Raw genomic sequence first — 18,789 nt, 5'->3', positions numbered from 1 at the left:
GATGAATGAAGTTTATGATGCACTGAATGCATTTCTTGAAGACGGGAGCGTAATGGGAATGGGATCCGGATCGACGATCGAAGGGTACATCCCTTATATGAAGGAACACGTCGACAGGTACAACCTGGATGTTGCCTTCGTTCCCACCTCGGAAAAGACCGAAGCACATCTGAAACGCCATGGTCTGAATGTTGTCCACCATGCAGAAAGGATGCCTGTCACAATAGACGGGGCGGACCGGTTCAACGAGGCACTCATGGTGATAAAAGGGGGCGGAGGCTCCCTGCTCAGGGAGAAGCAGGTCGGCTACTTCTCGGATCAGATCGTCATCGCTGCCCATCAGGATAAGAGGGTGGAGAATTTCAGCGGCATTGTGATTCCGGTGGAAATCAACACCTATCTGTATGGAATGACAGTCCGGACGATTGAAAGGGACTTTGAGGCACAGACTGAAATGCGTACCGGAGCGGACGGCCTGTTCATTACGGATAATGGCAATCATATCGTAGACTGCCGCTTCAATGACCCAAAGGATATGGACCATCTCCAGAATGGCCTTCTCGCCATCCCGGGCGTTGTAGAGACGGGGATTTTCAACAGGAAGGTCAGCCACATCTTCAGTTTCGATGACCAGGGGGCCTACCAGAAATATGAAAAAGACCGGTAAGGAGGATATCATGGAACTTCAGATTGCGCTCGATAGAATGAGTTATGAACAATGCTTTGAAACATTGGAAGAAGTGGCGGACCATGTCGACATCATCGAGGTGGGCACAGGCGTCATCAAGGAATACGGACTCGGCATCGTCCGCGACATCAAGGATGGATACAAGGATAAAAAAGTGCTCGCCGATATCAAAATATGTGATGCCGGCAGAAGTGAAAGCGAAGTGGCCTTCTCATACGGGGCGGATATCATCACCGTCATGTCGTTTGCGGACAGGAAGACCATCATGGACTGTCTTGAAGTGGCGGAACAAGAGGGCGGGGAAGTGGTTGTGGACCTCCTGAACCATTCCGGTCCTGATGTGCTTGAGATGCTCGAAACGATTGGTGCGTCTTCGGTCAGTGCCCATATCGGCAAAGATCAGCAGGGCGGGGGGGCCTCGGCGGAGAAGCGCTTTGTGGGTCTCGATGCCTCCGTCTTCAGAATTTATGTTGCGGGGGGCATCAATGAAGACAACCTGGAGAATTATATGTCGCTCGACCCTGCTGTCGTGATTGTGGGCAGCGGCATCACGAAGGCGGAGGACAAAAAGGGAAAGGCTGCACGCATCAGATCACTTATGGGCTGATGGGAACAGTTGGGGACGGGCAGAGGTGCCCGTCCTTTTTATATGGGAAGAATGGTTAAAGGAAGGTTAATATTCTTTAAGATTATGTAAATTTCCATTATGGGGGTCCATTCTGTGGTTAAATGGTACACGAGGAAGAGGAAATCCACAGGTGCCAGGGAGCGGAAGTGAGGAGGGCCCCTGCGGGGGTATGTGTATGGTAGAGGGAGCATGAAAGTATCGGGAACATCGGAAGCATGGGGCACAGGCGTCCCTGCACGATTACACTGGTCGGGAGGAAGACTGATGCATACAAAAATCTATGGTCACAGAGGCGCTATGGGAGAATACCCGGAAAATACGATGCTGGCGTTCCAAAAGGCGATCGATGCCGGCGTGGACGGCCTGGAGATAGATGTCCATCTGACGAAGGACGGGGAGGTGGTCGTCATCCACGATGAGCATGTCGACCGTACAACCGATGGAAGTGGCGCAGTCAAAGACATGAGTTTCCATACGCTCAGAGGGTTAAGTGCAGGACGAAACTTCGAGACTTTCGAGAAGTATGACCCCGTGATGTGGACGCAGGAGCGGATTCCGACGCTTGATGAAGTGATGGGTCTGGTCGCCCATCATGGTGTCGAGCTGAACATAGAACTGAAGACCAACGTCTTCGAGTATGAAGGGATTGAACGGAAAGTCCACGATATAGTGGAAGGATATGGCTATTCGGACAAGGTCATCTATTCCTCATTCCATCTGCCGAGCCTCCTCCGGACGAAGGTGGTCGATCCGGAAGCGCGGATTGCCTGGCTGACGAGCAAAGTGCCGTTATGGCCGATAGACCAAATGGAGGATCTGTCACTCGAAGCATTGCACGTCGGCTACAAGTCGATACTGAAAAACCCCAGACGAATCGCCGGCATCGAGGACCGGATCCGGGTATGGACAGTCAATGAGGTGTGGGACGCAGAAAAGCTGCTCGGTCATGGTGTGCAGACGCTCATGACGAACTACCCCGAAAAAATAATGGCTCTCACGAAGCGGCCAAAGAAAAAGATAGGGCATATGTGAGTGTGCCCTATCTTTTCATGTCTTCGAGCGTATCGGACATCACCTTCTGAAGGGGCAGCCTGCCGAGAAGTGCCCAGTCCGGCAGGTGGGAGATGCCGAGTTTGTCCTGATGTGTATACATGTAGATGTTGGCTGGGAAGACCGCCCAAAGAAACTTCTGCATGGCCCCGAGCTGCCAGTTTGTCACTTTCCTCGTCAGCAGAAGGATGCCGAATACGAGTTCAACCATCCCGGTGAAATACGCGATGAATGTCCTGAATGGAAGGATCCGCGGCGTAATATTGGCGAATCTTTCCGGTTTCAGGAGGTGCGCAATGCCTGCGACGGTGAAGATGGTGCCCATGAGAATCCTTTTCATTCTGCAGTTCCTTTCCTTTATATGATGTCACCCCTATATGCCCTTGATTTCCGGAATGGAAACATTACTGTAGGCTGATGTATAATCGGGATGAATCCAATAATAAGGAGCGGGCGATCATGTTCACATATTTCATTCGATTTTTCAAAAAGGCATTCCAGTTCAGGGGCAGAGCGACGCGCAAGGAGTACTGGATCCCGAGTATCATCCTGGCGGCCATCGGTGCACTGGTGGGCGCAAAAGATAAGGGGGAGAACCCGCTGGAAGGGGTGTTCACGGCAATTGTGATGATTCCCTCCCTGAGCGTGACGGCGCGGCGGTATCAGGATGCAGGCATTACAGGCTGGTATCAGCTGCCCCAGCTGCTCTCCTTCCTGCTTCTCCCGATCGTCTTCATGAAGTTCGCCAAAAAGTGGATGAAAATAACGGCGATCACCATCATTGCAGCCGTCAACATCATCGGTCTGGTATTCTCATTGCTGCCAAGTGATGAAGGCAACAGATATGGCAGAAAGCCGATCCGATAAAAATTTTGGGAATATGAATATTTTCTAGTGAAAACACTTTCATCATATGCTATAATTCGCTTAACATTTTTTAGAAGGGGAGATGGAGATGGAGGCGAATCTGGCAGATTTTCTGATACAGTTCATTGCTTTGGCGACAGCGGGCGGCTTTGGATATTTCATTTACAGGATGAATAACGACGAATCAACGGACAAGGAAGCGGAGTAGGAATACTCCGCTTCCTTTTTATGTCTGCAGCAGTATGATGCCTGTGAGGATCAGGATGACGCCAAAGATCCGTCTTGCATCCACAGGGTGACGATGTATGCCGAAGAGGCCGAAATGGTCGATGGCAAGGCCGATCAGCATCTGGCCGAATATCACGCTCATCAGTGTCAGCGTCGCTCCCAGGTGGGGCATCAGGATGATGTTGGTCGTGACATAGATGGCGCCGAGTGGACCGCCGGCGAGGTGCCACCACTTCAGGCGCCCGGCCCCTTCAGTGAAGAAGGCGAGGCTCAGACGGCGGGCGATGACGAGGGAGAGGACGAGCAGTGCCAGCGTGCCGATTGCGAAGGATATCAGCGAGGCGAGGAAGAAGGATGAGACTTCATACCTCAAAGCACTGTTGATCGCGGTCTGGATGGGTGGCAGTGCCCCGGTGAAGAGTCCCAGCAGCAGCCATCCATTCGAGCGGCTTCCGGCGATGCGGGCACTCCGCTTCTTATAGTTCATGAAAATGATGCCGCCGATCATCACGATGATGCCGATGATGCGGTAGGGGGTGAGCGGCTGGACGGGCGCTTCGAACCAGCCGAACGTATCGATGAAGAGCCCGATGACCATCTGCCCTGCAACCGTCATGATGACGGTGAGTGCGGCGCCGATCCGGGGCAGCAGGATCATATTCCCCGTCAGGTAGACGACACCGAGCAGGCCACCGGTAAACCATATGTATGAAAGTTCCCTGGAAAATATGAAACCAGGTGCCAGTTTTTCAGGATTCATGATCAGGTTGATAATGGTCAGGAGGATGGTTCCGGTAAGGAACGAGTAGAAAGAAGCGAGTATCAATGATTTCGTGAACAGGGACAGGCGGCTGTTCACGGATGTCTGCAACGGAACGAGCATGCCGGCAAAGATGCCGAGTATCAGCAGGAATATCAAAATGCGGCCTCCTTCTGGCTAATGTAATTGATAATTATTGTCATTTGCTTTGTAAAGCATCATCAAAGTTTGGTAACCTATAATTAGTCATTATAATACATAGTATAGGAGCAATGGAAATGGAAGTTTTTGAAGCAATAAAGAATCGGCGCAGCATCCCCAAGCTTAAGGACACCCCGGTGGAGCGGGACAAGATTGAAAGGATGCTCGAAGCGGCCACATGGGCACCGAACCACCATCATACGGAACCATGGAAATTCTTCGTGCTCAGCGGAGAGGGCAGAAAGCCGCTTTCCCGTGTCCTGAAGGAAGTGGCACATGGCCGTGTCGAGGACCCGGAATCCGAGGCGGGGATGAAGCGGATAGAAAAGATCAGCAGAAAGCCTTTTGCCGCACCGACGGTCATCGTCGTGGCACTCTCGCCGGATGATAACCCAAAAGCAATCTACACCGAAGATGTCTGTGCGGTGGCAGCGGCGACGCAGAATATGCTTCTTGCCGCACACGAAATGGGTCTCGGCTCGATATGGAGGAGCGGACCGATATACAATACGCCGAAGGTCAAGGAGTACTTCAGACTGGATGAGCAGGAGGAGATCCTGGGTCTTGTATTCCTCGGCGAACCCGACGTGGTGAAGGACAATGCAAAGCGTACTCCGTTCCAGGAAAAGACGATATGGCTTGAAACGGACGAATAAATTGATTCCTGGGTGCTATTTCTTCCAATCTCCGGGTATAGTGTACTAATTGCGTATCCGGAGGAGGTAGAACATGAGAAACATCATCTATATCGTTGTAGTCGTCCTGATCGTGCTGTTCATACTGTCACTCATACTGTAATGGCGGCACAGGGGCAGGCAGCGGAGTTGGGGGATTTGAAATGAAGTATGCAGCAGGCATATGCTATCTGCTGGGGTTTCTGACCATGGTCGGCCTGCAGACGGTCGTACCGGATCAATATGCAGTTCTGGGCTATATCGCGGCATTCCTATTATTTGTTGTGGGCGTCTATTTCAGCTACAGCAGTGAATTGTGATGGAGTCTGTCTTCTGACAGGCTTCATTTTTAAGTTGTATGATACACAGGGCTTGAAGAAGCATAAACACTCAGGAAAGAGGAAATTGGATGAAGAAAGCATTCGGGATGATCATGGAGCGCAGCCTCCTGTTCATCATCATGGTATTTGCAATTTCAGTCTTTGGCATCTATACATTTCTAACGATCGAGCAGCGTGAAATACCGGAGACCCAGGTCAATCTGGTGAACGTAACGACAGCCTGGCCGGGGGCCGACAAGAGTGATGTCGAATCCAACATCACGGAGATCATCGAAGCGGAAATATTCAGTGTGGACGGGATCGACAGCGTATCCTCGGTTTCCCAGGATGATGTTTCGGTCCTGACATTGGAAGTTTCGAATGCGGTGGAAACGAAGGACGTCCTGAATGAAGTGAACAATCTCGTCGGCGACCTTTCCGGCGACCTGCCGGAGAATGCTGCTGAACCTGAAGTCCAGTCCATCAGCAACACATTCCCGCTGCTGAGCTACCAGTTCCATGGCAATGGACGGGAAGACCTGGATGAAATAAGAAGTGACCTGGAGGACCTTGAACGGGAAGTCTCCCAGATGGAGGGCATCAGCGGTGTCACCGTCAAAGGCTACACCGATCAGGAGTATGAAATCAATCTGGACCGGGACACCATGGCGGAAGCCCAGGTCAATCCGAATGAAATACTCAGCGAAATAGAGGCCTCACTGAATCCGGTCATCCTTGGCCAGGAGGAGGAGGACGGCAATATCATCCGCCTGTCCTTCCAGGATGAAACACCGCTTTCGGTCCTCGAGCAGGTCAGGGTCGGCCAGGGGAGCACCCCGCTTGCCGATATTGCGGAAATGACGGAGACCACGGGCGCCCCGGAAGATATCGTAGAGTATGAAGGGGAGCCGGCGATTTCTTTTACCGTCTTCCTGTCGAGCGGTGAGGACGTCCCTTCCGTATCAGAGGATGTCGAAGCGGTCATGGATGATGGCATATCCGGCCTCCCTGATTCCATCGATGTCACGACAATCTCTTCCGAAAGGGAGAATGTGGAGGATATATTCGTCGGCCTCTATATGTCACTGGCCCTCGCACTGATTGCCGTCATCATCAGTGCCTCCCTCGGCCTGTCCCTGTTCGGGTCGATCACTGTGATGACGACGGTGGTCCTGTCCGTCATCATCGGACTTATTCCGGTACCATGGTTCGGTGTGGACCTGAACCAGATTTCGGTCATCGGACTGATCATCGCACTCGGTATACTGGTGGATGATTCGATCGTGGTCAACGACAACATCGAAAGGAGGTTCGCCCTGGGGGATGACCGTCTGGATGGCGTCTATAACGGTGTGAAGGAAGTCGCACCATCCGTCGTCGCCTCCACCTTGGCAATCGTATTCACCTTCTCGCCGCTGCTGCTCCTCTCTGGTGCGAACGGGGACTTCATCAAGGCACTGCCGAGCATACTGATCACGACGATGGTCGTATCGACGGTGCTGGCACTGACATTCGTCCCGGCAGCGAGATATCTGCTCAAACGCAAAAAAGTGCCGGAGAATCCGGGTCTGCTGGGCAAACTGTTTACAAAAGGCGGCAATCTGTACGCAGACAGGGTACTCCCTGCAATCATCAGACGGCCGCTCATCACATTCCTTACGGTACTCGTCATCGGCGTGCTGTCACTCGGGCTGATACGGTTCACACCGTTCGAATTCTTCCCGGAAGCGGACCGTTCGGAAGTGACCGTCGATCTGATCTTCGATGAGGACCAGACGATCGAACAGACGCATGAAGATGCGAACGCAGTGCTGGACTACATGCTGGATGAAATGCCGCACGTGGAAGCGGCCTCCCTGTTTACAGGCACGGGGCTGCCGAACCTGTTCGGTGCATCGCTCGACCAGACGGGCTCCAATACAGCACAGATTGCACTCCAGATCGATAAGGAACAGATCAGTGCTTCCGAAACGATCGACCAGTTTGAAGCGCCGGTGAGGGAAGCCTTCCCGGAAGCAACGGTATTCATGGAGACGATCATCCAGGGTCCGCCGGCCGGTGCGCCGATCACAGTGGAGCTTTATGAATCAGACCTCGAGCAGCTCAATGCCGAGGCCAACCGCCTCCAGAGCACGCTTGAGGACGAGGGTGCCCTGGTGACGACGAATATCGGAGATCTGGTGCCCACCGTCAACTACAGCATCGATTACGATGCACTTGAAGAGAATGGCATTTCCATCTCCCAGGTGAAGAACGAACTGAACATGCTGTCTGAGGGCATACCGATCCAGGGCATCATCGTCGATGGTGAAAACCGGGGAACGACACTGAAGTATTCCAACGACTACAGCGTCGAAGATGTGGAGATCATCAAGATGACCGGGGAACAGCCGGAAACATTCCTGCTTACCGACTTTGTCGAAGAGACGGAGACGGAAAGTTCCAAGTACATCCATCATACTGATGGAGACCGCATGGTGGAACTTAAAGTCTATGCAGACGATGAAGCGGCTGCAGAAGAGAAGATTGAAGAGTTCCGTGGGGAACTGCCGGAGTCGAGTGAAATGGTCATCGGCGGGGAAACATCCGACCAGACGGACTTCTTCGTTGAGATCAGCATACTGTTCGGCATCATACTCATATTGGTGTATCTGGTCATAGCGATAGAATTCAACTCCATCGTCATGCCGCTGATCATCGTATTCAGCATCTTCCTTGCGATCAGCGGCGGTATCATCGGACTGTTCGTCACGCAGACACCGATCAGTTTCCTCGGCATCATGGGGATGGTCTCGCTGTCGGGTATCGTCGTCAGGAATGCAATCGTACTCCTCGATTTCATAGAAGCCCGAAGGAAGAGCGATGCATTCGACATACACGAAGCGATATATGAAAGTGGGCGTGCCCGCTTCAAGCCGATCCTGCTGACGACCATCACGAGCATCATCGCACTGACACCGGTGGCATTCAGCGGCGACGTGTTGTTCGTGCCGCTTGCTGTAACAGTCATCGCGGGTATTGCATTCTCCACAATACTCTCCATGATAGCAACACCAAGCCTGTACTACCTCTACTACAAGCTGAGGTACAGGAACAGCTAGAACGGACTGAAAAATCCCGATGACACCGTCATCGGGATTTTTGCTGTCTTTCGTGTGTAAATACGACTGTGGTCCACGGATCGAGTGTGAGTCCCCGGAGCCCGCTTTTCAGTTCATGGCGGATCCGGTCCTGCTCCAGTATGGTGAGGTCATTTTCCGGCGGGACGATGAAGTCTACTTCGATGTAGAGCTTGGTGCCCATTTTCTGCAGCTTGAGGGCATGATCCTCGAACCCATGAAATTTCCCTATGCGGACGACCTGCGCCTCAACCGCTTCTGCAATGGGGCGGTCCGGTGCCATTTCAAGCAGTTCCCTGAGTGCCGCATACAGTTCGGACAGGGGCACTTTGATGAAATACCCGGCGACCAGGATTACCATGACCGGATCAATGAAGGGAACGAGCACGTCCAGAACAGTCAGGCTCAGGACCCATCCGATGATGAAGCCGGCAAGCACACCGATGCTGAGGAGGGCGTCCATGCGCCACTGGTTCATTTCAGCAGTGATGAGTGCGTCACCGTGGCCCTTCGACTTGAAATAGGCGTAGGCAACGTAGCACCCGACGGCTGATATGAGTGCATAGAGTACACCTGATCCCATCGACATGGCATTGCCGCCCGAGGACAGGGTGACGAAAGCCTGAACGAGGGAGATGATGATGAGGACCAGTATGCCGAAATATTTGATGACGATGGTAAGCGGGATGAAACTTTCCTTACCGAAGGGGAACCGTTCCGGGTCCTCCTTTGAAATGAAGCGGAGCGCCATCATCGACATCATCGACAGGAGGACGCTGATGAAAGAGTAGTAGCCATCGAACTGGATCATCTGACTGTCTGCATAAAGGCCCCATATGATTCCGAGTGCCGCAAATGCGAGGGCGCCTCCAATTGAAATCATGATCAGCTTCTGAGCATTTTTGTTGTTCATAGTTAAACCCTTTCCTGTGCATTTGAGTTCATTATACACAAGAAAGGGGAGGGTGAACCTATTCGTTTACAAGGACGCCTTCATAGGAGGGGATCTTCCCTTTCTGATAGGTGCCGAGAATGTTGATATACCTGCTGACCTTTTCTATATCATCGAGCGCATAGTGCAGCGTATCGTCCGTCCCCTTTTCAACATCGATGAAGAAGCCGTAGGAGAATGGCTTATGCTGTATCGGCCTTGAAGTCAGGTTCAGCAGGTTGATGCCGTGCCTGCTGAAGATGTTGAGTATTTCATTCAGTGACCCGGTGCTGTGGTCCGTCTCGATGTAGAGTGATGTCTTGTTCGTATTTTTCAGCCGCGGCTTCGCCCCTTTTCTGAAGAAGAGGAACCGTGTAGTGTTATATGGATTGTCGCTGATATTTTCACGTGCGACGTTCATGCCATACATCTCGGCGGCATGGCTGCCGGCGATGGCGGCCACGGTCGGGTCATCGGAAGCTTTGACCATCCTGACCGCGTCGGCCGTATCCGAATATTCACGGACTTCGAGATGCGGATGGCTGCTCAGGTAGCTATAGCACTGCTCTAGTGCCTCGGGGTGGGAATAGACCTCTGTCAGCTCTTCGATTGCCACCGGTTTCCTGGTGATCAGTGCATGGTCGATCTTGACATAGATCTCCTCCACCGCATCCACTTCCAAGTATTTCATCAGGTCGATCGTCCGAGTAATCGGACCGCTTGTGGAATTTTCGACGGGCAGGGCGATGTAATCGACCCTGTCCCGCATCAGGTCGTCGACAAGCGCCTTGAAGGTGGGACAGCCCTTCATTTCATATGATCCGTCCCCTGCGAAAGTCCTGCACGCCATTTCACTATATGATCCTTCTACACCTTGATATCCGATCAGCATCCTTACCACTCCCAATATATAAAATAAAAGACCATCTGGACTGCTCTATTTACAAGAGAAATCCAAATGGTCCATAAAAATAAAAATCCCAGCCATTTAGATTTCATAAATGGCCAAGAATGAAAATTTCATTCAAATCAGCCATCATAGATACAGTCCGCCTATATCCACGATGGAATATAGACGCTATCTAAAATAGCTGAAGAAAAAGGTATTCAATTGAGTTCCATAATATACGCCGTCCATATGAACCACCCAATTCCTTTAAGTTGTGTTCAATCCTATCAATTAAATTTTGAATTGTCAATATATTTCGTCGAACAGTTGAATTTTTTGTCCCCCGGCACATGTAAATGAGGGAAGTGGAGGGTGCTCTGTGATAATATAGTAGTACCATTCCATTGATGATTCATGGAGACTTGCAAACATAGAAAATCTCGACCTGGGAGTGTTAACATGGAAAAGTTGAATTTAGGAATTTTATACGGTGGACAGTCGACGGAGCATGAAGTATCCATGCGTTCTGCCGAAAGTGTACTGGGTGCACTCGATAGGGACAAGTACAACATCCACCTGATCCATATATCAAAGCAGGGGGAGTGGCTGCTGGCGGACCAGTCCGAGCGGATCGAAGCGCTGACGGATGGGGACAACGGCGTCCGCCTCTCCATTGTGCCATCGCAGCAGTTCATCTCCGAAAAGGGTACGCACCACTTTGATGCCGTACTGCCGATACTGCACGGTACGGCCGGGGAGGACGGCATCGTCCAGGGGGTGCTTGAAATGATCGGCGTCCCTTACGCCGGCTGCAATGTCAGAAGTTCGGCGGTCTGCATGGACAAGGATATGACAAAGCGCCTCCTGAAGCTTGAGGGTACCAATGTGGCCGACTGGGTGGTCTTCCGCCATGAGGAAAAGGACGCGGTGGACTACGACGCAGTGGAAGCGGACCTCGGTCTGCCGATGTTCATCAAACCGGTGAACCAGGGTTCTTCGGTCGGTGTGTCGAAAGTGACGGATGAGCGGTCATTCCATGAAGCCCTCGCCCTGGCATTCGAATTCGATACGAAAGTGATGGTCGAAAGTGCAGTCCAGGGGCGCGAAATCGAAGTCTCGGTCCTCGGCAATACGGATCTGACCGTTTCCGTACCTGGCGAAATCGTGGCGAATACCGAGTTCTACTCCTATGAATCGAAATACATCGATGAGAGCGGGGCGGCACTGGAAATCCCGGCGAGGCTCGAGCAGCCGACTGCTGAAAAGATACGCCAGACTGCCCGCACCGTCTATAGGACCCTCGACTGCGAAGGGATGGCGCGGGTGGATGTCTTCCTGACGGATGATGGGGAGGTCATCGTGAATGAGGTCAATACGCTTCCCGGGTTCACCAGCATCAGCATGTACCCGAAACTGCTGGAAGCATCGGGCATCAGCTATCCCGAACTTCTGGACCGGCTGGTCACGCTGTCGATTGAACGCCACCGGCTGAACAGCCGCCTGAAGACGGACCTATTATAAATTTCGGAAGGGGATGGAGATATGGAATTCAATCTGAGGAAGGCGGATGCCAATGATGCGCCTGCCATTGCGAAAGTGCAGGTAGACAGCTGGCGCACGACCTATCATGGCATCATTGAGGAAGACTATCTGGAGAACCTGAAGTATGAAGATCGTGAAAAAATATGGACACGTGCGATTGAGGAGAATCCGATATTCCTCCTTGAAGACGGTTCGGGTGAAGTTGTCGGCTTTGCGATAGGCGGCCCCGAGCGTTCAGGCGAATATGTCGGGTATGACGGGGAACTCTACGCCATCTACCTCTATGAATCCGCCCAACGTAATGGTGGAGGCAGGCAGCTGGTCGGAGCGGTTGCTGCCGACCTTCTGGAACGCGGCTTCGAAAAGATGGTCATATCGGTCCTTGAAGACAATCCGGCATGCGGGTTCTATGAAAAGCTCGGAGGACACAAGATCGGCAAGGAAGAGACGGCCATCGGCAACACGGTCCATGTCGAACTGGTATATGGGTTTGATGATCTGAAGGTGCTTTCCTGAAAAATGCATCCCCTCCACTGAGGGGATGCATTTTTGATATTCTATCTCCCTTCCCATTGCGCGATCTCGTCTTTCACAATGGGGGCCACTTTCTCACCAAACAGGCGGATGGATTTCAGGACCTGGTCATGGGGCATCGTGCCGAGTGGTGTATGAAGCAGGAACCGCTTGATGCCCACATTCTTCCTCAGATCGATGATTTTTCTGGCGACCGTCTCCGGACTGCCGCAGTAGAGCGCGCCCTTTTCCGACCGGGCAATATCGAAGCTCCGGCGCGTGTAGTTGCCCCAGCCGCGTTCAGATCCGACCTTGTTCATGCCCTGTCGGGTGGAAGGGAAGAACAGGTCCGCCGCTTCTTCATCCGTATCCCACACAAAGCCGTGGCTGTGGGAGGCGATGCCGAGCGACTCGATCCTGTGGCCGGATTGTGCCGCCGTCTGCTTGTACAGCTCGACAAGGGCTGCGAAGTTCTGCGGTCGGCCTCCAATGATGGCGAGCACGAGCGGCAGGCCGAGCTTGCCGGCCCTGACCGTGGAATCCGGTGTGCCGCCGCTGGCGATCCAGACGGGCAGGGCCTCCTGTTCCGGCTTTGGAAATACTTCGAGGCCGCTGATCGGTGCACGGTGTCTGCCGCTCCAATGGATGGGACCGCCTTTCTGAAGCTGGAGCAGAAGATCGAGCTTCTCTTCAAATAGTGCGTCATAGTCATTCAGGTCATATCCGAACAGTGGGAACGATTCGATGAAAGAACCTCTGCCGGCCATGATCTCCGCCCGTCCACCGGAAATGCCATCCAGCATGGCGAACCTTTCGTACACCCTTACCGGGTCGTCCGAGGAGAGGACCGTCACTGCACTGGAGAGCCTGATACTGCTGGTGCGTGCGGCGCCTGCAGCAAGGATGACTTCAGGCGCGGAGACGGCATAGTCCTCACGGTGATGCTCCCCGACGGCGTAGACATCGAGTCCGACGTGATCCGCCATTTCGATTTCCTCGACGATGTCCCTCAGCCGTTCGGCATGGGTGATCGTTTCCCCTGTGTGGGGATCCGGCAATGTTTCTGCAAATGTACTGATTCCGAGTTCCATAGGATTCCTCCCTTATCATATTGCCTCCATTCTATCACTGAATCTTTCCTTTCATTAAAAGAATGAACGGATGATATGGTAAAATGAAGAAAAAACATAGGAGATGAATGAATTGCGCACTCAACTGATTGAAAGACTATCAAAATATGCCAGAATCGATACCCAGTCCGATGTTTCAAGTGAATCCATACCTTCTACATACAAGCAGTGGGATCTGATCCGCCTGCTTGAGGAAGAGCTGAAAGGGATCGGGATGGAGGAGGTGGAAACGGATGAAAACGGCTATCTGATGGCCACACTGCCTGCAAATACCGAAGGGGCACCGGTCATCGGCTTTCTCGCCCACGTGGATACCGCGACGGATTTTACGGGCAGGGGTGTCAATCCCCAGGTGACCGACTATGAAGGCGGAGATATTGTGCTGAATGAAGCGCTTGGTGTCACACTCACTCCGGAGCAGTTCCCGGAGCTTGAAGACTATAGGGGGCACACGCTCATGACGACGGATGGGACGACGCTCCTTGGAGCCGACAACAAGGCAGGCATCGCAGAAATAATGACGGCGATGGAATATCTCATCGATCATCCCGAAGTGAAGCACGGGAAGATAAGGGTGGCGTTCACTCCGGACGAGGAGATCGGACGCGGGCCGCACCATTTCGATGTGGAGCGCTTCGGTGCGGATTTCGCCTATACCGTGGATGGAGGGCCGCTCGGTGAACTGCAGTACGAAAGCTTCAACGCGGCAGCGGCGAAAGTGACCTTCATCGGCAACAGCGTCCATCCCGGCACCGCCAAGAACAAGATGATCAATGCAGGACGGATGGCTGCCGAATTCATCACCCGCTTCAATGCTGAAGACACGCCCGAGCATACGGAAGGATATGAAGGATTCTTCCATCTGACCAACATCAGCGGGGATGTGGAGAAGACGGAAGTCAACTTCATCATCCGCGACTTCGACAAAAATGCATTCGAAGACCGAAAAGGACAGATGGCATCCCATGCCGATGCACTGAAGGCACAGTACGGAGAAGATCGTGTCATATTGGATATGAATGACCAGTACTACAACATGAGGGATCGGATCGAACCGCACATGGAGATCGTCGAATATGCGAAGCAGGCGATGGAAGCACTCGATATCACTCCGGTCATCGAACCGGTCAGGGGCGGGACGGACGGCTCCCAGCTGTCATATAAGGGCCTCCCGACACCGAACCTCTTCACCGGTGGAGAGAACTTCCATGGAAAATTCGAATATATTTCTGTAGATAATATGGAGAAGGCGGTGAAGGTGATCACTGAAATCAGCCGCAATGCCGCCGAGCAAAAGTAGTTGATATTTCTTTCTCATTGAGGCAATATTATATATGTTGTTTTTGGCAAATATAATATTATTTCGTTTTATTTATAGAAAGAAGGATTTTTTATGTCAGCTAGTGAACAGCAGTCATCAGCCACCATCAAAAGGTTGCCACTGATGGCTGTACTTATTTCCGGAGCATTTGCGGCCATTCTGAACCAGACGCTGTTGGCGACAGCCATCCCGCCGATCATGGAAGACCTGCAGATTGATGCGGACGTCGCCCAGTGGCTCCAATCCGTATTCATGCTGGTCAATGGAATCATGATTCCGATTACGGCATTCCTCATAGGCAAGTTTACGACACGGACCCTGTTCTTTACGGCGATGGGGCTGTTCGGATTCGGTACACTCGTCTGTGGATTGGCACCGGGTTTTGAAATACTCCTGGTCGGAAGGATCCTCCAGGCATCGGGTGCCGGCATCATCATGCCGCTGATGCAGACGATCATCTTCCTGATCTATCCGCTTGAGAAGCGGGGGACGGCGATGGGCATGTTCGGCCTGGTCATCGGATTTGCGCCGGCCATCGGGCCGACGCTTTCGGGCTGGTTCGTGCAGAGCTACCCCTGGAGAGGCCTTTTCTTCATCATCATTCCAATCGTCATCATCGACCTGATCGTCGCCTACTTCATACTTAGGAATGTGACGGAGCGGACGAATCCGAAACTGGACGTCCCATCCATCATCCTTTCCACCTTCGGCTTCGGCGGACTGCTTTACGGATTCAGTGTTGCAGGAAGCAGCGGCTGGCTGAGTACACCGGTGCTCGTTTCGCTCACACTGGGTGCAGTGACACTGTTCCTGTTCATCAGACGACAGCAGAAGCTCGAACAGCCGATCCTCGAATTCAAAGTCTTCAAGGACAAGATTTTTGCGCTGACGACAGGACTCGGCATGGTGGTCTTCATGTCCATGATCGGTGGGGCGGTCATACTGCCGATCCTGATGCAGGACATGATGGGATTCACACCACTTGAATCCGGACTGATGCTGCTGCCGGGTGCACTGATCATGGGCTCGATGAGCCCGGTGACGGGGAAACTCTTCGACATGTTCGGTGCCAGGTGGCTGGCAATCATCGGGCTTGGCCTGGTGACCGTGACGACATACATGTTCACGATGATCGATACAGATACGACATTCACCTATCTGGCAGCGGTCAATGCCGTCAGGATGCTCGGGGTGGCGATGGTGATGATGCCGGTGACGACAGCCGGGCTGAACCAGCTGTCACCGAAGCTCGTGCCCCATGGCACCGCCATGAACAACACGATGCGCCAGATCGCAGGGGCGGTCGGTACCGCACTGCTCGTCTCGATCATGACCCATACTGCCAATCCTTCCGAAGGGATGCAGGGCATGATAGATGGTGTGAACACGGCCTTCCTTGCAGCGGCCATCATTTCACTCATCGGACTCCTGCTGTCCTTCACCTTGAGGAAGCCAGTGTCACATGACTAGAATATAAAAATAGCGCTGCCCGAGACTGGGCAGCGCTATTTTTATTTCTCTTCGACGGGTTCAATCGGCCGTGCTTTAGTCATCGAGTCCCCAAGGACTTCGTCGGTTGTGACACGTTTCAGGAAGAATGACAGCACAAGGGCGATGGCGAGCAGCAGTGTGGCGACGAGGAAGGCGAAGTTGATGCCATCGAGCATCGCCTGGTTCATCGTCGTTGCATCCGGTTGGGAAACGCCGGAGAGCTTCCGGTTCATCGTATTCTGCATGATGGTGATCAGCAGTGCCGTGCCGATCGCGCCGGACACCTGGTTCAGCATGCTGTTGATGGATGAACCGTGCGGCGTCAGCTTCGGTGTCAGCTGGTTCATGCCGTTCGTCATCACAGGCGTCATGACGAGTGTCATGCCGAATGCGCGGATCGAGTAGAGCATGATCAGGAACGTATAGCTCGTGTCAAAGGTGAGCCGGCTGAAGAAGAATGTCGTCGATACGGTCAGGACCAGTCCGAAGATCGCAAGATTCCTCGGTCCGAACATGTCGAACAGCTTTCCGGATACCGGGCTCATGAATCCCATGATCAGCGCCCCCGGCAGAAGCAGGAGGCCTGTATCGAGCGGGGAGATGCCCTGGATATCCTGAAGGTATATCGGCATGAGGATCATCCCGGAGAAAAGGGCCATGTTCATCGTTCCGATCAGAAGGGAAGACAGTGTGAACATCGGAAATTTGTATACTGAGAAGTCCAGCATCGGTTCACGCATCCGTGTCTGCTTCCGGATATAGAAGAACACGCTGATGAAACCGGTGAGCAGCGCGAGTATGACATCTGCTCTCAGCCAGCCGCTGTTTCCTGCGGAACTGAAGCCATACAGTATGCCGCCGAACCCGAGGGTCGACAGTATGACAGAGGGGATGTCGATTTTAGTGGAATATGCAGTCTCCGTCTCAGGTAGCTTGAACCATCCGATGCTGAGTACGACCAGCAGTACCGGTACCATGATGAAGAACAGGTAATGCCATGAGTAGCTCTGTACGATGAATCCGGAAAGGGTCGGTCCGATGGCCGGTGCAAAGAACATGACCAGACTGAAAAGGCCCATCGCCGTCCCCCGGCGCTCCGGAGGAAAGCTTGTGATCATGACGTTCATCAGCAGGGGCATGAGAATGGCCGAGCCGGAAGCCTGTACCATGCGGCCCAGGATCAGGACAGGGAAAGTGGGCGAAAAGCCGGCGATCAATGTGCCGGAAAGGAAGAGCAGCATCGCTGCCAGGAAAAGCGTTCTTGCGCTGAATCTCTGCATCAGGAAGGCGGTCGTCGGGATGACGATTCCGCTGACGAGCATATATGCTGTAGAGACCCACTGTACTGTGGAAGTGGTGATGCCGAAGTCATCCTTTATGGATGGCAGTGCGACATTCAGGAACGTATTGGACAGCAATGCGACAAAAGCGCCGGAGAGCAGTATGAATATAAGACGGTAGTCCGGCTTGGATCTTTCAGATGTTTCCATGCAAATACCTCTGTTTCTTTAAAATCAATATTACTATTATATTCCGATTTTCGAAACAATCAAGGATTTTGCACTGATTTATCCAATCCTGTTGTCGATTGTGATATAGATGAAGAATCCCAGGGTGATGCCGAGAAGCAGTGAGATGGGGATGGCATAGGTGCCCATCGATGGTGCGAATGCAGTGATGAGCCAGTAGATTGCGAGTGTGGTGATGCCCATGAGCACCAGGTTCAGCAGTAGGCGTGTCATATTTTTACCTCCATTGTTTATTATGTTGAATATAACTTTCAAGGGGACCGGCTGTCCATCAAAGCGGTCTAGAGATTCCTGACGGCACTCCATGAATGAAATGACGGGATCAGGGTAGAGGAATAATGGAGAAAAACAGGAAGGGAGATTATTTATGAGCAAGGAACTTCTGTTGTTTGAACTGGAAAAGACGAGAGGATGGACGCTTGATCTCTTCGATGGAATGAAAGAGGAAGACATGCATATCATCCCTGAAGGATTTCCAAACAGCGTCCACTGGCAGCTCGGGCATATTGCTACGATGATGGAGATGGTGACTGCTGCATTGACGGACAAGAACACCGATACGCATAAGCGGTATAAGAAATACTTTGCTTTCGGTACAAGTCCGGATGATTTTGATGGGGACACCCCCGCGACCGATGAAATCGAAGCCCTGCTCAAAGGACAGCCTGAACGTCTTCAGGATCTGGACGAAGCAGTTCTCGAAGAAGACCTTCCGAGGGAATTCATGGGAATGACCACCCGCAGGGAGCAGTTCGCCTTCATCATTCTGCATGAAGCGATGCATGTGGGCAAAGTCCAGGAAATGAAAAGGGTACTGGATAACCATTAGGGAGCATCTTGTGATGCTCTTTTTTGATGGGTAAATTGGGATGTTCATTTTAAAGGGAATTTATAGTATCTTTAATGTA

The 18,789-nt window shown here is 52.4% G+C and carries 19 protein-coding genes; 12 read left to right on the top strand and 7 right to left on the bottom strand.

Annotation, left to right across the window (positions count from 1 at the left end; genetic code table 11):
- Window position 1 precedes the first annotated feature (1 nt).
- The 3 genes from rpiA (at window position 2) to RQP18_RS10420 (ending at window position 2,348) form a co-directional block, all read left to right on the top strand.
- Window positions 2-667, top strand: a complete 666-nt coding sequence (rpiA, locus tag RQP18_RS10430) for a ribose 5-phosphate isomerase A (protein ID WP_342387633.1) — start codon at window positions 2-4, stop codon at window positions 665-667.
- Window positions 651-1,295 (top strand): 3-hexulose-6-phosphate synthase, encoded by a 645-nt coding sequence (gene hxlA / locus RQP18_RS10425; RefSeq protein WP_342387632.1) that lies wholly within the window; start codon window positions 651-653, stop codon window positions 1,293-1,295. The genes rpiA and hxlA overlap by 17 nt, the downstream gene beginning before the upstream one ends.
- Window positions 1,296-1,580: 285 nt before the next feature.
- A complete protein-coding gene (locus tag RQP18_RS10420; protein ID WP_342387631.1) occupies window positions 1,581-2,348 on the top strand; it encodes a glycerophosphodiester phosphodiesterase in 768 nt (255 codons plus the stop codon).
- Window positions 2,349-2,355: 7 nt separating this feature from the next.
- On the opposite strand, the gene RQP18_RS10415 is transcribed toward RQP18_RS10420, so the two are convergent.
- A complete protein-coding gene (locus tag RQP18_RS10415) occupies window positions 2,356-2,706 on the bottom strand; it encodes a DoxX family protein (protein WP_342387630.1) in 351 nt (116 codons plus the stop codon).
- A 119-nt stretch (window positions 2,707-2,825) separates the two neighbouring features.
- Here RQP18_RS10415 and RQP18_RS10410 point away from each other — a divergent pair, with 119 nt between their 5' ends.
- On the top strand, window positions 2,826-3,233 hold the full coding sequence (locus tag RQP18_RS10410) for a DUF805 domain-containing protein (protein ID WP_342387629.1): 408 nt from the start codon (window positions 2,826-2,828) through the stop codon (window positions 3,231-3,233).
- 226 nt (window positions 3,234-3,459) lie between these two features.
- Here RQP18_RS10410 and RQP18_RS10405 read toward each other — a convergent pair whose 3' ends face one another.
- Window positions 3,460-4,380, bottom strand: a complete 921-nt coding sequence (locus RQP18_RS10405; RefSeq protein ID WP_342387628.1) for a DMT family transporter — start codon at window positions 4,378-4,380, stop codon at window positions 3,460-3,462.
- A gap of 119 nt (window positions 4,381-4,499) precedes the next feature.
- On the opposite strand from RQP18_RS10405, the gene RQP18_RS10400 reads away from it, so the two are divergent.
- The 3 genes from RQP18_RS10400 (at window position 4,500) to RQP18_RS10390 (ending at window position 8,517) form a co-directional block, all read left to right on the top strand.
- Complete coding sequence (locus RQP18_RS10400) at window positions 4,500-5,078, top strand: nitroreductase family protein (protein ID WP_342387627.1); 579 nt, start codon at window positions 4,500-4,502, stop codon at window positions 5,076-5,078.
- Window positions 5,079-5,260: 182 nt separating this feature from the next.
- Entirely contained in the window at window positions 5,261-5,416 is a 156-nt protein-coding gene (locus RQP18_RS10395) for a hypothetical protein (RefSeq protein WP_342387626.1), read from the top strand.
- A gap of 89 nt (window positions 5,417-5,505) precedes the next feature.
- Window positions 5,506-8,517, top strand: a complete 3,012-nt coding sequence (locus tag RQP18_RS10390; protein ID WP_342387625.1) for an efflux RND transporter permease subunit — start codon at window positions 5,506-5,508, stop codon at window positions 8,515-8,517.
- Between the two features lie 28 nt (window positions 8,518-8,545).
- Here the strand turns inward: RQP18_RS10390 and RQP18_RS10385 are convergent, their stop codons facing one another.
- Both RQP18_RS10385 and RQP18_RS10380 read right to left on the bottom strand, forming a co-directional pair.
- Entirely contained in the window at window positions 8,546-9,448 is a 903-nt protein-coding gene (locus RQP18_RS10385; RefSeq protein WP_342387624.1) for a cation diffusion facilitator family transporter, read from the bottom strand.
- A gap of 58 nt (window positions 9,449-9,506) precedes the next feature.
- Complete coding sequence (locus tag RQP18_RS10380; RefSeq protein ID WP_342387623.1) at window positions 9,507-10,358, bottom strand: prephenate dehydratase; 852 nt, start codon at window positions 10,356-10,358, stop codon at window positions 9,507-9,509.
- A gap of 456 nt (window positions 10,359-10,814) precedes the next feature.
- Here RQP18_RS10380 and RQP18_RS10375 point away from each other — a divergent pair, with 456 nt between their 5' ends.
- A complete protein-coding gene (locus RQP18_RS10375; protein ID WP_342387622.1) occupies window positions 10,815-11,876 on the top strand; it encodes a D-alanine--D-alanine ligase family protein in 1,062 nt (353 codons plus the stop codon).
- 21 nt (window positions 11,877-11,897) lie between these two features.
- On the top strand, window positions 11,898-12,413 hold the full coding sequence (locus RQP18_RS10370; RefSeq protein WP_342387621.1) for a GNAT family N-acetyltransferase: 516 nt from the start codon (window positions 11,898-11,900) through the stop codon (window positions 12,411-12,413).
- A 41-nt stretch (window positions 12,414-12,454) separates the two neighbouring features.
- Here the strand turns inward: RQP18_RS10370 and RQP18_RS10365 are convergent, their stop codons facing one another.
- On the bottom strand, window positions 12,455-13,501 hold the full coding sequence (locus RQP18_RS10365; RefSeq protein WP_342387620.1) for an LLM class flavin-dependent oxidoreductase: 1,047 nt from the start codon (window positions 13,499-13,501) through the stop codon (window positions 12,455-12,457).
- A 112-nt stretch (window positions 13,502-13,613) separates the two neighbouring features.
- On the opposite strand from RQP18_RS10365, the gene pepT reads away from it, so the two are divergent.
- Window positions 13,614-14,840, top strand: a complete 1,227-nt coding sequence (gene pepT / locus RQP18_RS10360) for a peptidase T (protein ID WP_342387619.1) — start codon at window positions 13,614-13,616, stop codon at window positions 14,838-14,840.
- Between the two features lie 93 nt (window positions 14,841-14,933).
- Window positions 14,934-16,331: an MDR family MFS transporter gene (locus RQP18_RS10355; RefSeq protein WP_342387618.1), complete on the top strand. Its 1,398-nt coding sequence runs from the start codon at window positions 14,934-14,936 to the stop codon at window positions 16,329-16,331.
- A gap of 41 nt (window positions 16,332-16,372) precedes the next feature.
- Here the strand turns inward: RQP18_RS10355 and RQP18_RS10350 are convergent, their stop codons facing one another.
- Together RQP18_RS10350 and RQP18_RS10345 are read right to left on the bottom strand one after the other, a co-directional pair.
- Window positions 16,373-17,842, bottom strand: a complete 1,470-nt coding sequence (locus RQP18_RS10350) for an MDR family MFS transporter (RefSeq protein ID WP_342387617.1) — start codon at window positions 17,840-17,842, stop codon at window positions 16,373-16,375.
- A gap of 78 nt (window positions 17,843-17,920) precedes the next feature.
- A complete protein-coding gene (locus tag RQP18_RS10345) occupies window positions 17,921-18,094 on the bottom strand; it encodes a hypothetical protein (RefSeq protein WP_342387616.1) in 174 nt (57 codons plus the stop codon).
- A 154-nt stretch (window positions 18,095-18,248) separates the two neighbouring features.
- On the opposite strand from RQP18_RS10345, the gene RQP18_RS10340 reads away from it, so the two are divergent.
- A complete protein-coding gene (locus RQP18_RS10340; RefSeq protein WP_342387615.1) occupies window positions 18,249-18,710 on the top strand; it encodes a DinB family protein in 462 nt (153 codons plus the stop codon).
- The last annotated feature ends 79 nt before the right edge of the window (window positions 18,711-18,789 follow it).

Source organism: Salinicoccus sp. Bachu38 (assembly GCF_038561955.2).
Classification (GTDB): domain Bacteria; phylum Bacillota; class Bacilli; order Staphylococcales; family Salinicoccaceae; genus Salinicoccus; species Salinicoccus bachuensis.
The sequence above is the reverse complement of the archived record's forward strand: the minus strand, read 5'-3'. Positions and strand labels throughout refer to the sequence as shown.